Raw genomic sequence first — 16,620 nt, forward strand, 5'->3', positions numbered from 1 at the left:
GTTGCTATTTTTTCGACCTCATGATAATATACTTTTAACAACACTGAAATGGCATTCACCTATCGTCAGCCATTTTTCAAAGGGAAATGAGCCAGTTACGGATATTTTCTTAATAACATAAATCAAGCGAGGTTTTTCATGCTTTCTTTTCTCCTGAACTGTAAACGGATTTACAACGATTTCATTAAAGACGAAGTCACGGTGTACGCCGCCCAGGCTTCTTTTTTTATCGTTCTCTCTGCCGCACCTTTTATCATGATTCTGCTGACGCTGATCCAGCTCATCCCCGCCGTCAGCCCGGAGGATCTGATGCACGTGATGACACAGCTTCTTCCCTCCAGCATCCACCCGCTGATTGAATCGGTAATCCAGGACATCCAGACTGTATCCCCGGCCGCCCTGCTCTCGGTTACCACCGTGGCAACCATCTGGTCGGCTGCCCGCGGCATGCTTGGGATCGAGCGCGGCTTAAACCGGATCATCGGCTGCCGCAAGCGCAGAAATTACCTTTTAGGACGTATCATCAACTCTGGCTATACCATCGTTTTTCTCCTGATGTGCATTTTCTCCCTGGTTCTGATGGTGTTCGGTTCCTCCCTGCAGCGCCTGCTATTCCGTTACTTTCCGATGCTGGACAGATTCGTTTCCTGCCTGATTAGTCTCCGGACGTTTCTTGCGCTGGCGCTGCTGACGCTCTTTTTCGTCGCGCTGTACACCTGGCTGCCCTATGAACGGCAGGATATCCGTCTCCAGCTTCCCGGTGCGCTGATTTCCACCGTCGGATGGATCGGATGTTCCTACGGATTTTCCATCTACTTCAACCATTTCAGTAATTATTCTTATATGTACGGCAGCTTGACCGCCGTCGTGATCCTGATGCTGTGGCTGTACGCCTGCATCTGCATCCTGTTTTTCGGTGCGGAAATCAACCAGCACTGGCGCAGATAATCCCCAGCCTCAGGAACACCGGATACAGATAGCTTGCCCCAAACACTCCCAGCTGCTTTGGTCCGGTCACGCAGCCAAGCTCCTGCGCTTTTTTATACGCCACCAGGATGCTTGCACGCGTGACCGACTTTTCTTTCCGGCTGACAAACATCTCGTTGCCCCGGATCGTGTACGAATATTCCAGCCCTTTCGCCGTGTAAAATATTGCCCCTTCAAATGCAAGAATCGCTTCCCACAGGGCATCCGGCGTCTGCTCGCGCAGTAAAGTCTCCCTCTTCCGGCGCTGCACAGCTGTCTCCTGTACCTGACAATCTGCTGTATCTGGTTTTATTTCATTCTCTTTTGTTTCATCCATTTTTCCCACATCCATTTTGGGATCTTATTTCTTCCGCGTCAATGAAACCACCGTCTCACAATTGGCAGTATGCGGGAACATATCCACGCAGCACACCTTATCCACCTGATATCCTGCCGCCTGGATCGGTTCCAGATCCCTCGCAAGGCTGGTTGGTTTGCAGGACACATAAACCATGTGGCTGACGCCAAAATTCAAAATCTTTCCGATCGCCTTCGGATGGATTCCGTCGCGCGGCGGATCCAGAACGATCAGATCCGGCTTTTCTTCCAGCTCGTCCACCACCTTGAGGACATCCCCCGCCAGAAATTCGCAGTTGCCAAGTCCGTTGCGCGCCGCATTCTCACGGGCTGCCTCGACTGCTTCCCCGACAATCTCCACGCCGACTACTTTCTCCGCCACCGGTGCGAGGATCTGCGCGATCGTGCCGGTGCCGCTGTAAAGGTCAAATACGACTTTTCCCTTCGTCTCACCAACATACTCACGCGTTTTCTCGTACAGCACCTCCGCGCCCAATGAGTTCGTCTGGAAAAAAGAAAACGGCGAGATCTGGAACCGCAGCCCTAAAAGCTCTTCGTAAAAATGCTCGCGTCCGAACAGAATGTCCGTCCCCTCATCTTTTACGGCATCCGCCAATGTATCATTTTTGGTATGCAGAATGCCCGCAAAGCTTCCCTCCATAGGAAGTGCCTGAAGGCGCTCCGTCCATCCCCGTAAAAGTGCTTCCTCGGTTCCCTCAAAGGTATCCGTCTGTGTCGTCGTGATCAGATCGACCAGAATCTCCCCTGTCTTGATCGCACGGCGCACCAGAAGATGGCGCAAATAGCCAGTATGCTGCATTTTTTTATAAAATCCAACTTTCTTTTCCTCAAAATATTCTTTTGTACAGACAAGAATCTTGCAAAAATCCGGATGCACGATATGGCATTCGTCGGTTGTAACCACATCATAAAAACTGCCGCGCTTGTGCATTCCCAGCGACATAGGACCATCCTTGACCTCATCACCGAAGGAAAACTCCATCTTATTCCGGTAGCCCTGCACCAGCGGGCTGCCTAAGATGCCCTCAAACTCATATTCCGGACATACCGCATCCAGAAGGGAACGAACCTGTTTTTCCTTGATCGCAAGCTGTTTCTCATACGGAATCGGCTGATAAAGACATCCGCCGCAGATACCAAAATGCGGGCATATATCCTCTGCCGTCTCTAACTTTGAGTGCTCGACAACCTCCAAAAGCATACCCTCGCATCGGCCGCCGCGCTTTTTATTGATACGGAACCGGATCTTCTGTCCCGGAAGCGCATTTTTGACGATCGCTTTCTCTCCATCTATCACAACTACGCCCTTATTTGGAAACTCAATCCGTTCTACAGTTCCTTCGTAAATCTCACCTTTTTTCATTGATAACTATATAGCTCCTTCTCTCAGTGGCTTTTACCGCACTATAATCACCAACTGCAAATGATTTTTCAACTCACAGCTAATTTTCATCTGCGGTTCTAATTCATATCTTTATAGTATACAGGAATTTTTTTCTTTTTCCAAGATATAAAAAATACAAACTTATCTACAAACTTTCCTATGGCATAAAAAATACTGCGTGAAACCGATTTTCCGGTTCCGCGCAGTATTTTTTATGATTCATTGACTAAATTATCACAATCAGTCTTTCTTCTCTTTCTCGTCGCTCTCATCCTCGAAGAAATCATCGTCGAAATCATCATCGAAGTCGTCCTCGAAATCTTCCAGATAATCTGGAGTAAAGAAACGATATACGCCGTATGCAATCGCTGCAACTGCTGCTACAATACCGATAATGGCTAAAATCCAGAGAATACAGTTTTTCTGTTTCTCCTCTTCTTCTTTTCTGTGAAGGAATTCATTCAGTTTGGTTGCATTCATGATCTCTTCTACTCTGGAGAGCGCATCTTTGCTCATCATATCAAATTTATTCATACACTCCACATCCTTTCCCGCGTTTTGATCCGCAATTCTTGATTTTATTATACCATCTCTCAGCCGATTTTACTATATTTTTTATTGGATCTGGCGAAAATGTTTTAATACGGCATTACTGTTTTCGCATACGTGTACCGTAACAATACGGCAAACACGGTCTAACATTTCACCAGTTTTGCAAATGAAGCGAACATTTTTTTCACGCCCACGCGGTCAAAATTAACCGTCACCTCAAAATCCTTGCCGCCGTCCGCGATCTTCTGCACCGTTCCCTCGCCAAATTTGAGGTGGCGGACTCGGTCGCCCTCGCCGTAGGAAAGATGGTCGGCCTTCTGGACCGTAAATGCCTTGCCAAATGACGGTGCCGGGCTGGCTGGACGGCTGCTGGAACTATAAGCGCTCTTATATGGATCCAGCGTGCGGCCAGAACCAGCACTTCCGGAACCATTCACACCGCCCCAGCCGCTCATCCGGGCTGCGCCGCGCTCCCAGGCGGCATCGTTCTCTGAAAGAGAGTGTTTTCCAGACATTCCGCCAATCCGCACCCGATCGCCGTCTCCCGCGCCAGATACACCAAAGCTGCCCGTTGTCCAGCCAGAAGTCCCCGAATCTTCAAATCCGCGTCTGCCCCGGCTCATACCAGCAGCCCGTTCAAAGACGATCGGCTGCTCTTCCTCGTCCAGAAGCTGCGGCGGAATCTCCTCGATGAAGCGGCTGACCTTCGCAAACCGCGTTTCTCCATTGACCATGCGCTGTCTCGCCGCCGTCAGCGTCAGTTCTTTCTCCGCACGGGTGATTCCGACATAGCAGAGACGCCGTTCTTCTTCGATGGCGTCCTTATCATCCGAAAAGATGGACATGCTGCTCGGAAACAGCCCGTCCTCCATGCCGCTTAAATAGACATACGGAAATTCCAGACCTTTTGCGCCGTGCAAAGTCATCAGGACAATCCTGTTTTCGGATTCGTCCAGACTATCTACATCCGCTACCAGCGCAACCTCCTCCAAAAATCCGTCCAGCGTCGGTTCCTCCGCCGTGCTCATATAGCCGGTCGCCTTATTAACCAGCTCTTCCACGTTCTGCAGACGTGTTTCTCCCTCGATCTCGCCTTCCGCCTCCAGATCCTTCTTATATCCCGTCTCTTCCAGAATCGCCTCGATAAGTTCCGGGATCGAAAGGGCCGAAAGCCGCGACCGGAAGTTTTCGATCTGCTCCGTAAACTTCTCGATCTTATCCGCCGCCTTGCCGATCGTCGGCACGCCGCGCACGCGCAGCAGCGCATCATAAAAGCTCATGCCATTGGCAGACGCATAGATCGTCACTTTTCCGATCGAGGTCGCACCGATGCCGCGCTTCGGCACATTGATGACACGCTGAACCGCCAGATCATCGCGCCCATTCGCAATCGTCTTTAAATAGCAGAGAATATCCTTGATTTCCTTGCGCTGATAGAAATTGACGCCACCGACCAGCCGGTACGGAATGCTGTAATAAATACATTTTTCCTCCAGAAGACGCGACTGTGCATTGGTACGGTACAGCACGGCAAAATCCGAATATTCCGCATTTTTCTCTTCTTTCTCACGCTCAATATCACGGATAATGGCGTCTGCCTCCTCGTATGCCGTGTCATACTGACGGAAGCGCACCTTCGGTCCCTCGTCATTCGCCGTCCACAGCGTCTTGTCCTTTCTGCCGCGGTTGTGGCGGATCACCTCATTTGCCGCGTTCAGGATGCTCTGGGTGGAACGGTAGTTCTGCTCCAGCTTGATAACGCGTGCGCCCGGAAATGCTTTCTCAAAACTTAAAATATTTTCGATATTTGCCCCGCGGAATTTGTAGATCGACTGGTCATCATCACCGACCACACAGATATTTCTGTACTTCTTTGCCAGCAGATCGACCAGCTTAAACTGTACAAGGTTCGTGTCCTGGTACTCGTCCACCATGATATACCGGAATTTGTCCTGATAATATTCCAGCACATCCGCGTTTGCCTCGAAAAGTTCTACCGTTTTCACCAGCAGATCGTCGAAATCCAGGGCATTATTCTTCTTGAGTTCTTTCTGGTATTCCCGGTAAATCTGAGCAATCTTTTTCTCCCGGAAGTCCGCTCCCGCCTGCTGCTCAAACTCATCCGCCGTGATCCGGTCATTTTTCGCCGCAGAAATCCGTGACAGCACCGCCCGCTCCTTAAACTGCTTCGGATCCGCCTGCATTTTCTTGAGCACCTGCTTCATCAGCGTTTTCTGGTCGTCGCCGTCATAGATAGTAAAATTCGAGTCATATCCCAGACGGTCGATAAACCGGCGCAGAATCCGAACACAGCTCGAATGGAACGTGCTGACCCAGATCGCCTCCGCGCCTTCCCCCACAATCTTATCCACACGCTCGCGCATCTCCGCCGCCGCTTTATTGGTAAATGTGATCGCCATGATATTCCACGGCGCCACCCGTTTTTCCTCGATTAAATACGCAATCCGGTGTGTCAGGACGCGCGTCTTTCCTGAACCGGCGCCTGCCAGAACCAGGAGTGGTCCCTCCGTGTGAAAAACCGCCTCCCGCTGCATCGGGTTAAGTGTGTCGTATTTGCTCATATATGTTTCGTTCCCTTCTATCCTCTTATATAATCTATTTTTAATGACAAAAAGTATGTTCGAATACGCTCTAGTATAATCTATTTTCTCTTGGATGTCACGGAATTTTCATTGATTTTAAATTTCTCCTTGCTATCTGGTTTTCAAAACTATATAATATCACATAGAGAGTTCATGACAGCGGAAGCGCCAAAATCGCCTCCCTGTTTCGCAGCTTTCGAATTTCAACGCAGCGAGGTACATACATGAAATCGAACGAAGAACGCCTGCAGGATCTGCTGGCTTATGTTGATAGTCTGACCCGGGTGCATCCGTCGGAGATTCCCGGTATTGATTTATATATGGATCAGGTCACGACCTTCATGGACAGCCACCTGAACACTTCCAAATGGCTGGGCGAGGATAAGATCCTGACCAAAACCATGATCAATAACTATGCCAAAAATAACCTGCTGCCGCCGCCCGTCAAAAAACGCTACTCCAAGAATCATCTGCTGATGCTGATTCTGATTTATTATTTTAAAAATGTGATATCCTTTCGAGATATTGAGCAGCTCTTCTCGCCCATCAGCGAGCACCACTTTTCCCATGGTTCCAGCCCGGAATTAGAAGAGCTTTACAACGAAATCTTTTCGCTGGAAAAAGGGCAGCGCAAGCGCTTGCAGGAAGACGTCATGGCAAAATTTGACGCCGCCAGCCAGACATTCAAGGACTATGACTGTGAAGACCGCGAGTATTTACAGCTGTTCGCCTTTATCAGTGAGCTGGCGTTTGATGTCTATCTGAAAAAACAGATGATTGAAATCCTGGCGGAACAGCTCCGGCAGGAGACGCCGGTGAATCCGAAGAAGAAGAAATAGGCAGCACTTCCGCTGTACCGCCACACTCAAAAACAGGCTAAACAACAAAAAATTCAACCCATTGCACCATACACGATAAAAAAGACACTGGAATCACTTCCCCTTGTGGAAATTCTTTCAATGTCTTTTTTCTTTCATTTCTTTTTATCTTTCATTCAACCAGCTGCCAGCTCCTGGGACAATTCCACCCCAAGCCAAATTTGTCCATCTTTGGCAGGTTGGTTTGCTACACCTATGAAAGTACGCGCTTTATCTATCGTGCGTATATTCCTACTTCGTCTTACGCTTCCGTTTTCTCCGCCTCTTCCTGCTCTTTCACACGCGCAAATACCATATCATATCCGTCGCTTCCGTAATTTAAAGAACGGTTGACACGGCTGATCGTCGCTGTCGATGCGCCGGTCTTGTCCGCGATCTCCAGATATGTCTTCTTCTCACGCAGCATCTTCGCTACTTCATATCTCTGGGAAAATGATAAAAGTTCATTAACTGTGCATACATCCTCGAAAAAGCTATAGCATTCGTCGGTATTTTTCAGTGTCAGAATCGCCTGGAACAGATGATCCACAGCTTCGGTTTTCAGTTTTTTATTCATAATGCAAGGCACCCCTTTTTAATATGTACTCCGAAAATATATTCATTTTTCCGTTTTTCTTATATTAACATATTAAAGTTTTAAAGTCTAGTATCTTGCCTATTTTTATGAATATTTTATTTTTCATCTGTTCACGCAATATACATTTATGCGAATCTGCCAAATCTTCTACAGCATAAACTTTTCCACCACATGAGCCACACCGTCGTCGTTGTTGGAATAGGTAATAAAGTCTGCAGCTTTCCGCACCGGAAGCACCGCATTCTCCATCGCTACACCTAATCCGGCATACTGAATCATCGTGAGGTCGTTGTAGCCGTCCCCACAGGCAATCATCTGCTCACGCGAAAGCCCGATGTGAGAAAGAAGACGCTCTAACGACTGTGCTTTATCGATGCCCCTCGGAAGCACCTCCAGGAAAAACGGCTCCGAACGGTAAACGCTGAAATTCTTCCCCATCGCCGCCTTGACGCGCGGCTCGACCATCGCCAGGTAGTCTCCATCCTCCATCATCAGGTATTTCGGTACCGGATACGTGATCGCAGCTTCCATGTCGTCCACCTGTACTAACTCCATGCCGTTGATCCGCGCTTCCAACTTCGCATAGGGACTGTCACTCTGGTTCGTCAGAAGCTTTGCCCCCGCCTCATCGTAACTCAAAAGCCCCACCTGTTCCTCCTCGGCCAAGCGTATAATCTTCTGATTTGCCTCCTGCGGCAGGGAACGGCTGAATATGATCTCGCCGGTTTTGCAGTTCGTGATCCTGCCTCCATTAAACGACAGAATATAACTGCCGTATTTTGCCAGCTCCAGCTCTCTCGCAAGCGGCAGCACTCCCGGCGTCGGACGCCCGGACGCCAGTACAATCTTCTTTCCGCGCTCCTGAAGCTCCATCAGACGCTGCTTCGTCTTTGGCGTAATCACCTTATCTCTGTTTGTTAAGGTTCCGTCCAGATCCAGGACGATAATCTCATAACTATGTTTTTCGGTCATATTTACTCCACATTCAAATCATACATACTATTACACGTATATACGATACTTGGAAAAGGTGAATTTGTCAATTAGCAACATGCCACATTACTTAATGCAATCCCTTCTTAACTTCTCAAATGGTTAACTCATATACTTCCGTTACTTTTGCCATTGCTTCCTGTATCCCCTCTATGAAAGATTTTTTTGCAATGCATCAATTAATTCCTCTACAACAATTGGCTTGGATAGAAATCCATTCATACCGTATTCCAGCGCTTCCTTCCTGTCTTCATCAAAAGCATTGGCAGTCATGGCAAGAATAGTGATTCCCGCCTGTGCCGGATCATCCAGGGCACGAATCCGCTTTGTGGCCTCATACCCGTTCATGACAGGCATCTGCACATCCATCAACACAAGATCATAACCGCCCGGTTTCGATTTTTCTACCTTCTCCACTGCCTCTGCTCCATTTTCGGCAGTGTCAACCAGAAAGCCATATTCATTCAGGATCTCCACCGCAATTTCACGGTTCAGTTCATTGTCTTCCACAAGCAATATACATCTGCCCTTGAAATCTGAACCTGCTGCCGGGAGAATATTATCCTCTTGCTCAGCCTGCCTCTGACCGATAGCTGTCATCAAGGTCTCTCTGATATCTGACATAAACATAGGTTTCGAACAGAATGCTGTAACCCCTGCCGCTCTGGCCTCCACTTCGATATCTGACCAGTCATAAGCCGTCAGGATAATGATTGGCGTATGGTCACCCAGACTGCGGATCTGACGGGTAACTTCAATGCCATTCATATCCGGCAGACACCAGTCAATGATATACGCATGGAATGCATCCCCCAGTTCCATAGACTGCCGCGCCCGGAGAACAGCCTCCTTACCGGAAAGAGTCCATTCTGAACGCATTCCAACCTTGACAAGCATCTTTGTCACACTGTCACAGGTATTAAAATCGTCATCTACAACCAGTGCCTTAAGACCTTCCAGCTCTGCGATCTTCTCTACATGGTGATGCTCAGGCTGAATCCGGAATGGCAGGCGGACAATAAATTCAGTTCCCTTGCCATATTCTGTCTGAACCTCGATAGTTCCGCCCATCATATTCACGATGTTCTTGGTAATAGCCATGCCAAGTCCGGTACCCTGAGTCCTGGTGACCGTGGAAGTCCGCTCCCTCTCAAAAGGAGAAAAGAGCTTCTGTACAAATTCCTGGCTCATACCGATTCCGTTATCCTTTACCCGGATCTCGTACAGCGCACTGCCGCTTTGCGTCCCCGGACACTGTTTGAGCCGGACTGAAACGGTTCCACCAGCAGGTGTAAACTTAACCGCATTGGACAAAAGATTCAACAGTACCTGGTTCAGACGCGTCTTATCACAATAGATATCCTCATTAGTCACATCCATTGCATCCATATAAAGCTCCAGCTGCTTCGCATGGATCTGCCCACCAATGATCGTCTTCAGGTCATGAAGCACATCCGACAGGCTGACCTCTGTTTCTTCCAGATGGATTTTTCCACTCTCAATCCGGCTCATATCCAGTATATCGTTGATCAGTGAGAGCAGGTGGTTGCTGGATGAAAGAATCTTACCCAGATAATCCCGGACTCTTTCCTTATCATCAATATTACTTACAGCCAGTGTGGTAAAACCGATGATCGCATTCATGGGTGTCCGGATATCGTGAGACATATTGGAAAGAAACGTACTCTTGGCCCGGTTTGCTGTCTCCGCAGCACGGACTGCCTCAGAAAGTGCCTGATTCATTTTCCTGTCAGAGGTACGATCCGACATAACCAAGATATATTTTCTTTTTCCGTTTACCTCGCTGCACATTGCAACATTATGAAACCAGCGCTGCTCTCCTGATTTATAATGAACGTATTCAAACTCCCATTCTTTCTGTTCATGAACCCGGATTCTCTCCAGATAATTTTTATCCGGTTCTTTCGGATTTTCAGAATGCAATTTTCCCAAAACATGAATATCCTTACGGATCTCTTCTACCGTAATCCCCAACAATTTTTCCGCATTCGGGCTGACGTAATCTGCCTGATATGTTCTAGCATCCAGCATCAGAAAAACATCATCTACATTCATTGACAGCTTCTGAAACAATTCGTCTCTATACAGGATCTCCGTATCCTTTTTCCTGAGGTTTGTTCTGCCTTTTTGAACAATAAAACTGATAAGTAAAGCGGCAATACAGAGCACGACTCCTCCCACGAGAAGCATTGTATTAAACTGCAGGCTATTCATACTGGCATTCACGATATCCGCCGGGACAAGTCCCAGAAACATCCAATCCTTGATATCTGATTTTTCATAGACCAGATAATAGCTCCTTCCATCAAGCTTTACCAGCTTCGCATCGGTACGTCCTTCTTTAAACTTCTCCGAAAGCTCATTGATCTCTTTTTCAGACATATCAGAATGCTCTCTCAGAACACCGAAGAAATTATACACTCTCCCCCATGACCCAGAAGAATGCTCCACCACAACACGACCATCCGGATGAATCACATAGTTCTGGGCATTTCCGTCGAAAGCAGAGATATCCAGTACATTTACGATATCAGAATTCTCATAGGCAATGGCAATCGCATCATATTCAAATCCCTGATAACTTCCATAGGCCTTGGGAGTTGCAAAAACAAGCAGCTGGGCTTTTCCAGGAACTGCTACATTTGTTATCACATCACTTCCCTGTCGGAGCTCCTCTTCCATATTTCCCTGTAATCCAAGATACCCTGTTTCACCTGTTACCTTCTTATAGTTTCCGTCAGCTGACAGAAAAAAGAATTCTAAAAAGCCGGCATCTTCCTGTGCTTTCTCTATATAATCACGAATTTCGTCTTCATTGGAGGTGTTCTGCAGATTCTCTCCCCACATATGAAGATAGGTCAGATTCTTGTCTGTCAGTTCCCGCAGCATATTATCAGACTGATGAAAAATCTCTGTCAGATGAGACACACTTTCCTCATATACCGTTTTCGACACAAATTTAAAATATCGGGAAACCGTCAATACGATTCCAAGAAAAACAGCTATAACGACAGCTGCCTTGAATTGTTTTCTATTGACAAGTTTCTTTTTGTCTGTATTATGATTCTTAATATCCATTTTTCTCACCTCAGAGCCACATAGTCTTCAGGCTCTGCAAGAACGGCATCACCATCTGAAATATATCCTATCCAGGTATCCTTCACAGAAGTATCTCCCCTATCAAACACAATATTATCCTCTACCGGATAATTCTCCATGTGTTTAGGTATCGTCAGGCAGGTTACCGTGAACATATCATTGTCTTGAACTTTCTTTCCATCCTTCATAACTTTGCTCAATGTATAACCATCATCCGTTTCCCTGATCTCCACAGAAATACCGCTGACTACAGGTAGAGAACCGCTGTTAAAGGGAATAAAGCCTCCCTCATAGCCTTCCACAAAATTTCTGACAGTCTCTTTCAGCTCTGCCCCACTCATCTTACTGCTGTAAGCCAAAAGACCATTTGGCATGATCATGCTGCCCGCCATTTTTTTCGTATACCCGGCTTTCAGCACGTTTCCGGTAAAGCTGTTTCCGGTGGCGATCAGCACATCCGTCCCGTAGACACCGCGCAGCGTATTTGCCATAACCGAATAGGCTGCATTACCTCCACTGGCATGGAAACGATTGGAATAGAATTTCTGTGAATCCAGCAGGATATCCTCGGAGATAGTCTGCTGATTCAGAAGCTGGGTGTTAAAGGACTGATAAGCCTGCCCTGCATCGTATTCTCCTGCGATCATCTTAGATACTACATCCTTGGAAATAGAGAAGAAGTCATTTGACGCAATACGGATATACATGTGATTTTCTTCGATCACAGGTTTCACATCTTTCAGATATTCTGTAAGATGGATATCCACATCCTGGCTGTAGCTTAAGAGATCCTGACCATCATAAAGGATCTGGTTCTGAGCATCCTCTGAAAGCATTGTATCCAATACCTTCATGGCTTTCTTCCGTCGTGTTTCATCCTGTGCCAGATCACGGTTTAAAGCCACTTGAAAATAGGGTGTCGTCATCAGCCATTTTTCTCCATTCTCTTGAAAGAATGGCAGAAATGTTGTGTGAATGCCCTGATCCTGAAACATTTTAACACCGGAAGAGCTTCCAAAGTACATGGCAAGCTTACCACTTTTGAACAACTCAACCACATTATCATAGTTCAAATCCAAATCATCCCGGTTCAATCCTGTATCCCGGATAAACCGCTCCATCCGTTCAAAAGCCGCCGGCCAGACGGTATTGTCCAGACCTTCTTTCACTGTATGATCCGGGTCACTGTAGGTGGTGCGCCATCTGCGTCCGTCGGCAGAAGAAAGTTCTGACGCCGACAGGCCCTGCAGTGTCTCCATACAGGTATAGTCATAATAATAGTCTGCGGTAAACCCTCGGATTCCCACCTTATCAAATGCCTCGCAGGCAGAGACAAAGCTTTCATAGTCTGTTGGCAACGGGATATCATATTTTTCAAAAAGATCTTTGTTCACTACAAAGCCATGGGCATCCGCACACACCGGAAGCCAGTTTATGCTGCCATCCTCGTTCCTAAAATTGTTTAGATATGTATCATAGACAGCACCTGCCGCATTGGTTGTGGAAAGATCCATCAGGCTGTCTTTCAGCGAACTTGCATCATGCAGTGAAAAACGACAACAGGTTATAATATCCGGCAATCCTCCATTTTCATCAAGAAACTTATAAAAATCCAGATCATTATTTCCTACTACAAATTCAATGTTAATATCCGGAAGCTGTTCCTGAATATAGGGTGCATATTTTTCATACAGGTTTGTGCTCCATAAATACACCGTGATGGTTTCTGCATCTTCTTTTTCCGCTCTTTTCCCGCCGCAGCCTGATAAAAGTAATATGGCCATTACCATCACCAGGAATACAGCAAGTAACTTATTTCTTTTTTCCTTTTTCATTACGAATCCCCCTAAAACTGTGTTCCGCTAGTTCATAAATTACCTTTACCAGTAATTTTGCATCAACAGGCTTAGAAATATGTTCATCCATTCCCGCTTCTTTTGCTCTTATTCTGTCCTCCGTGAACGCATTTGCTGTCATTGCAATGATCGGTATCGTCTTAGCATCCTCTCTCTCCAGAGACCGGATCATCTTCGTTGCTTCATAACCATTCATGACCGGCATCATGATATCCATGAGGATCGCATCAAATTCACCTAACTCACTTTTTTTGAATTGATCCACAGCTTCCTGCCCATTCCATGCCTTGGTCACGACAGCACCTTCATTCTGAAGCATAAATTCAGCAATTTCTATGTTCAGCTCATTATCTTCTGCCATAAGAATATGCAGTCCCTTTATAGATTTTCCATCTGATACATCTTTCTGTTCTTCCCATTTATCCGAATTCAGATCTATTTTAAATGGAACCTGGATCACAAAGGTAGTCCCTACACCATCTTCACTTTCAAAGGTAATGGTTCCACCCATTTTCTCAACCAGCTTCTTTGCAATCGACATTCCCAGACCCGTTCCCGCAAATTTTGTGCGGCTTCCTGCGTGTTCCTGTACAAACGGTTCAAAAATATGTTTCTGAAACTCTTCTGCCATTCCGATTCCGGTATCCCGGCAGACAAATTCTATCGTCGTCATCTCTGGCTGTTCGGATGGAATCTCCCGGCAGCTAATATAGATATATCCGTTTTTTCTGTTATATTTCACCGCATTCGACAGAATATTCATCATCACACGTTTCACATGTCCTGGACTTCCAATAAGCTTTCGATGTGTGATTTCTTTCTTCTCCCACACAATCCGGATATTCTGGTCTGCAGCCATCTGCTCGATCACAACAAGTACTTCCCGGGAAATACGGCTTAGATCAAATGGAATTTCTTCCAGAATCACTTCACCCGCCTCCAGCTTACTCATATCCAGGACATCGTTTACCAGCTCCAGCAACAGATTGGATGCCTCTTTCACCTTTGTTCTGTATTCTGTCTGTTTCTCCATATCATCTGCACAATGATCTGCCATATTGAGTAAACCGCAGATTCCATTAATCGGAGTCCGGATATCATGGCTCATCCTTTGGAGAAATTCCGTCTTCGCCCTATTGGCGGCTTCCGCCTTTTTGGCAGCTATCAGAAGTTCTGATTTATATTTTTCATCCTTTTCCCGCTCTTGTTTCTCATGTTCCAGATTGGTTCTGAAGATACAGGACCAAAATATACCAACTATCAAAGAATATAGAAAAATGACACCAGCCACACTTAATGGAAGGTTATGAAACACTTCCTCATCCAGAAGATATGCATAAATATAATAATCCCGCTGCTTCAGCATGATTCCGTAGCATCCGGTTCCTTCATTCTTCAAATGAAAAATATGCTGGCTGTCTGTGTGCTTTTTCATTGCCTGAATAACCTCATTGTCGGCCGTATTCTGCCCCAACAGGCTCTCATCGTTACTGGCAACAACGAGCCCATCGTCTGCAACAATAATTGTTCCATCTTTCTGGACACTATATCCATTTAAAAGCCCTTGTATCGTCAAAGTATAGTTTCTGGTAAATTCAGGAGATGTGTAATAGTAAATTGCCACAATACCCGGTGCGTCTTTTCTGGCGCAGGCTGCAATGTCGATCCGGGACCCGTCTTCCCTGGCAAGCCGTTCCGAATAGCTTCTTTCTTCATATCCTGTAAAATCCATGATAATTTCTTTTTGCAGATACTCCGTAATCTCATCCGTCAGAGACTCTTTTGTGCTATACTCACAGACCGTCTTTCCCTCTGCATCCAGTACAAGGATGCCATCCACCCAGAGAGTCTGCAGATTATCTTTTAGAAACTCCCGGCTTAACTGACCACCGTTTTCTCTTTCCATGTTAATATTGGTACTCATCTGTCTGGCACTTTCAATGGCACGGAGAAGGCTTTTGGATTCCGAAGATTCATTATAATGAGTATAGGTGGAACACTGCACTTTCACATAGTTTACAATCTCTACCATTCTTTCTTCTGCTTCCGCTTTTTCCGCATGAAAGAAATAAGTCAGGGAAACTACCGCCACACAGATTCCAAACAAAATACCAACTATTTCTATCTGCTTTTTCTTTGTCCTTCCCTTAATATCCAAGTTCATCCACCTCCAGATACCTTCCCGGATCATCCAGATATTTTTCAATGATTTTCAGGGATGTTCCATCCCGACGCATTTCCTCCAGGGTCTGATCCATCTGCTCACAGATTCCCCGGTCATCCTCTTTTGCAAAGGCAACCCCTATACCGGTGATCATCAGCGGCTCTTCCAGAATACGAAAGCTTGTGTCATAATCCTTCATATACTGGACAATCGATTCCTCATGTGCGGCAACTGCATCTACGTATCCTTTTCCCAGAAATGTATAGATCAGCTCCCTGTGTCCCAAACTGATCAGATTGCCCAGCTTTGGGATTCTCTCATCCGTCCGGTTCAGAAAAATACCTTCCGGTTTGGTTGTGGACTGAACAGCCAGATTCTTTCCCTCCAGGTCACTCAGTTTATAGATATCACTGCTCTCATTTACAGCAACCACCTGACGGCTTGCTATATACGGTCCGGCCCAGCGGTACTCGTCAAGGCGCCCTTCCATGGAAAAACAGCCCATGATGCAATCGATCTCCCCGCTCTCCAACAGTTCTTTTTTCTTCTCCCAGTTGATCTGGACAGGCTCCACCTGATAGCCCATTCTTCTGAACGTTTCTGTAGCCAGTTCTACATCAATTCCTGTCGGCACACCATCCTCATTCAGATAAGTGTATGGTGGATAGCTGTCGCTTCCCAGGGTGATGACGGGTTTTTCCGTTTCTTTTTTATTCTCACCTGTGTTTTTGCACCCTGCCAGGGTAACTGCTAAGATTCCAACAAGCAGAATACCTGCGATCACTCTTTTTCCTTTCATTTTCATTCCATCCCTGTTATTCTTTTCTATTTCTTCACATCTGATTTCCGGCCATTTATTACGATTCAGTGGCCCGCGCTTAGGTGCCCCCGCATATAAGACTTAATTTCCTATATGATCAAAAAAAGCTCCATGTAAAAAATTTACAGGAACTTTATCCATAATGCCCTCTTAACTCTTACCTTATATTCTTACACTTTTTATTATAGCATTCAAAATATACCATGTCCACAAAAAGTTGCCATCATCCATTTTGTTACTGTTCACTCATGCGTGAACAGTAACTCCATTTTTTCATAAACAGCCGCCGGTTATTTATACAAAAGAACCCCCTTACTTTCGTAAGGGAG

Annotated in this window: 12 protein-coding genes; 2 read left to right on the plus strand and 10 right to left on the minus strand. The window is 46.3% G+C overall.

All coding sequences use genetic code 11. From position 1 onward, the window contains the following. Positions 1-138 precede the first annotated feature (138 nt). Positions 139-948 carry a YihY/virulence factor BrkB family protein gene (locus tag DXD12_RS07520; protein ID WP_107001577.1) on the plus strand — a complete coding sequence of 270 codons (810 nt, stop codon included), beginning with the start codon at positions 139-141 and terminating at the stop codon, positions 946-948. Here the strand turns inward: DXD12_RS07520 and DXD12_RS07525 are convergent. The 4 genes from DXD12_RS07525 to DXD12_RS07540 form a co-directional block, all read right to left on the minus strand. Continuing rightward, positions 926-1,303 (minus strand): hypothetical protein, encoded by a 378-nt coding sequence (locus tag DXD12_RS07525; protein WP_107001672.1) that lies wholly within the window; start codon positions 1,301-1,303, stop codon positions 926-928. The two genes, DXD12_RS07520 and DXD12_RS07525, sit on opposite strands and share 23 nt — an antisense overlap. A 24-nt stretch (positions 1,304-1,327) precedes the next feature. After that, complete coding sequence (rlmD, locus tag DXD12_RS07530) at positions 1,328-2,707, minus strand: 23S rRNA (uracil(1939)-C(5))-methyltransferase RlmD (protein WP_107001578.1); 1,380 nt, start codon at positions 2,705-2,707, stop codon at positions 1,328-1,330. A 261-nt stretch (positions 2,708-2,968) separates the two neighbouring features. After that, positions 2,969-3,262, minus strand: coding sequence for a hypothetical protein (locus DXD12_RS07535; protein ID WP_022359751.1), 294 nt, complete (start codon positions 3,260-3,262; stop codon positions 2,969-2,971). Positions 3,263-3,423: 161 nt separating this feature from the next. After that, a complete protein-coding gene (locus DXD12_RS07540; protein WP_118637990.1) occupies positions 3,424-5,862 on the minus strand; it encodes a UvrD-helicase domain-containing protein in 2,439 nt (812 codons plus the stop codon). 245 nt (positions 5,863-6,107) lie between these two features. On the opposite strand from DXD12_RS07540, the gene DXD12_RS07545 reads away from it, so the two are divergent. After that, positions 6,108-6,722 carry a DUF1836 domain-containing protein gene (locus DXD12_RS07545; RefSeq protein WP_022359749.1) on the plus strand — a complete coding sequence of 205 codons (615 nt, stop codon included), beginning with the start codon at positions 6,108-6,110 and terminating at the stop codon, positions 6,720-6,722. Positions 6,723-7,002: 280 nt separating this feature from the next. Here DXD12_RS07545 and DXD12_RS07550 read toward each other — a convergent pair whose 3' ends face one another. From DXD12_RS07550 to DXD12_RS07575, 6 genes are all read right to left on the minus strand, one after another. Further along, positions 7,003-7,317 (minus strand): YerC/YecD family TrpR-related protein, encoded by a 315-nt coding sequence (locus DXD12_RS07550; protein WP_022359748.1) that lies wholly within the window; start codon positions 7,315-7,317, stop codon positions 7,003-7,005. A gap of 168 nt (positions 7,318-7,485) precedes the next feature. Beyond that, positions 7,486-8,310 carry a Cof-type HAD-IIB family hydrolase gene (locus DXD12_RS07555; protein WP_107001580.1) on the minus strand — a complete coding sequence of 275 codons (825 nt, stop codon included), beginning with the start codon at positions 8,308-8,310 and terminating at the stop codon, positions 7,486-7,488. A 171-nt stretch (positions 8,311-8,481) separates the two neighbouring features. Continuing rightward, the gene (locus DXD12_RS07560; RefSeq protein WP_118637992.1) at positions 8,482-11,430 is read right to left on the minus strand and encodes a PAS domain-containing hybrid sensor histidine kinase/response regulator; all 2,949 of its coding nucleotides are present in this window, start codon (positions 11,428-11,430) and stop codon (positions 8,482-8,484) included. A 5-nt stretch (positions 11,431-11,435) separates the two neighbouring features. Continuing rightward, positions 11,436-13,286: an ABC transporter substrate-binding protein gene (locus tag DXD12_RS07565; protein WP_107001582.1), complete on the minus strand. Its 1,851-nt coding sequence runs from the start codon at positions 13,284-13,286 to the stop codon at positions 11,436-11,438. Further along, complete coding sequence (locus DXD12_RS07570) at positions 13,264-15,471, minus strand: ATP-binding protein (RefSeq protein WP_118637994.1); 2,208 nt, start codon at positions 15,469-15,471, stop codon at positions 13,264-13,266. Before DXD12_RS07570 ends, DXD12_RS07565 begins: the two co-directional genes overlap by 23 nt. Then, positions 15,455-16,270: a transporter substrate-binding domain-containing protein gene (locus DXD12_RS07575; RefSeq protein WP_118638255.1), complete on the minus strand. Its 816-nt coding sequence runs from the start codon at positions 16,268-16,270 to the stop codon at positions 15,455-15,457. The genes DXD12_RS07570 and DXD12_RS07575 overlap by 17 nt, the downstream gene beginning before the upstream one ends. Between the last annotated feature and the right edge of the window lie 350 nt (positions 16,271-16,620).

The sequence above is a fragment of the Clostridium sp. TF11-13AC genome (assembly GCF_003481065.1).
In the GTDB taxonomy this organism is placed as follows: domain Bacteria; phylum Bacillota; class Clostridia; order Lachnospirales; family Lachnospiraceae; genus Otoolea; species Otoolea fessa.

Coding starts and splice junctions, on each gene's coding strand:
- DXD12_RS07520 (WP_107001577.1), top strand. CDS start 139: ATGCTTTCTTTTCTCCTGAACTGTAAACGGATTTACAACGATTTCATT.
- DXD12_RS07550 (WP_022359748.1), bottom strand. CDS start 7,317: ATGAATAAAAAACTGAAAACCGAAGCTGTGGATCATCTGTTCCAGGCG.
- DXD12_RS07560 (WP_118637992.1), bottom strand. CDS start 11,430: ATGGATATTAAGAATCATAATACAGACAAAAAGAAACTTGTCAATAGA.
- rlmD (WP_107001578.1), bottom strand. CDS start 2,707: ATGAAAAAAGGTGAGATTTACGAAGGAACTGTAGAACGGATTGAGTTT.
- DXD12_RS07545 (WP_022359749.1), top strand. CDS start 6,108: ATGAAATCGAACGAAGAACGCCTGCAGGATCTGCTGGCTTATGTTGAT.
- DXD12_RS07525 (WP_107001672.1), bottom strand. CDS start 1,303: ATGGATGAAACAAAAGAGAATGAAATAAAACCAGATACAGCAGATTGT.
- DXD12_RS07565 (WP_107001582.1), bottom strand. CDS start 13,286: ATGAAAAAGGAAAAAAGAAATAAGTTACTTGCTGTATTCCTGGTGATG.
- DXD12_RS07570 (WP_118637994.1), bottom strand. CDS start 15,471: ATGAACTTGGATATTAAGGGAAGGACAAAGAAAAAGCAGATAGAAATA.
- DXD12_RS07555 (WP_107001580.1), bottom strand. CDS start 8,310: ATGACCGAAAAACATAGTTATGAGATTATCGTCCTGGATCTGGACGGA.
- DXD12_RS07540 (WP_118637990.1), bottom strand. CDS start 5,862: ATGAGCAAATACGACACACTTAACCCGATGCAGCGGGAGGCGGTTTTT.
- DXD12_RS07535 (WP_022359751.1), bottom strand. CDS start 3,262: ATGAATAAATTTGATATGATGAGCAAAGATGCGCTCTCCAGAGTAGAA.
- DXD12_RS07575 (WP_118638255.1), bottom strand. CDS start 16,270: ATGAAAGGAAAAAGAGTGATCGCAGGTATTCTGCTTGTTGGAATCTTA.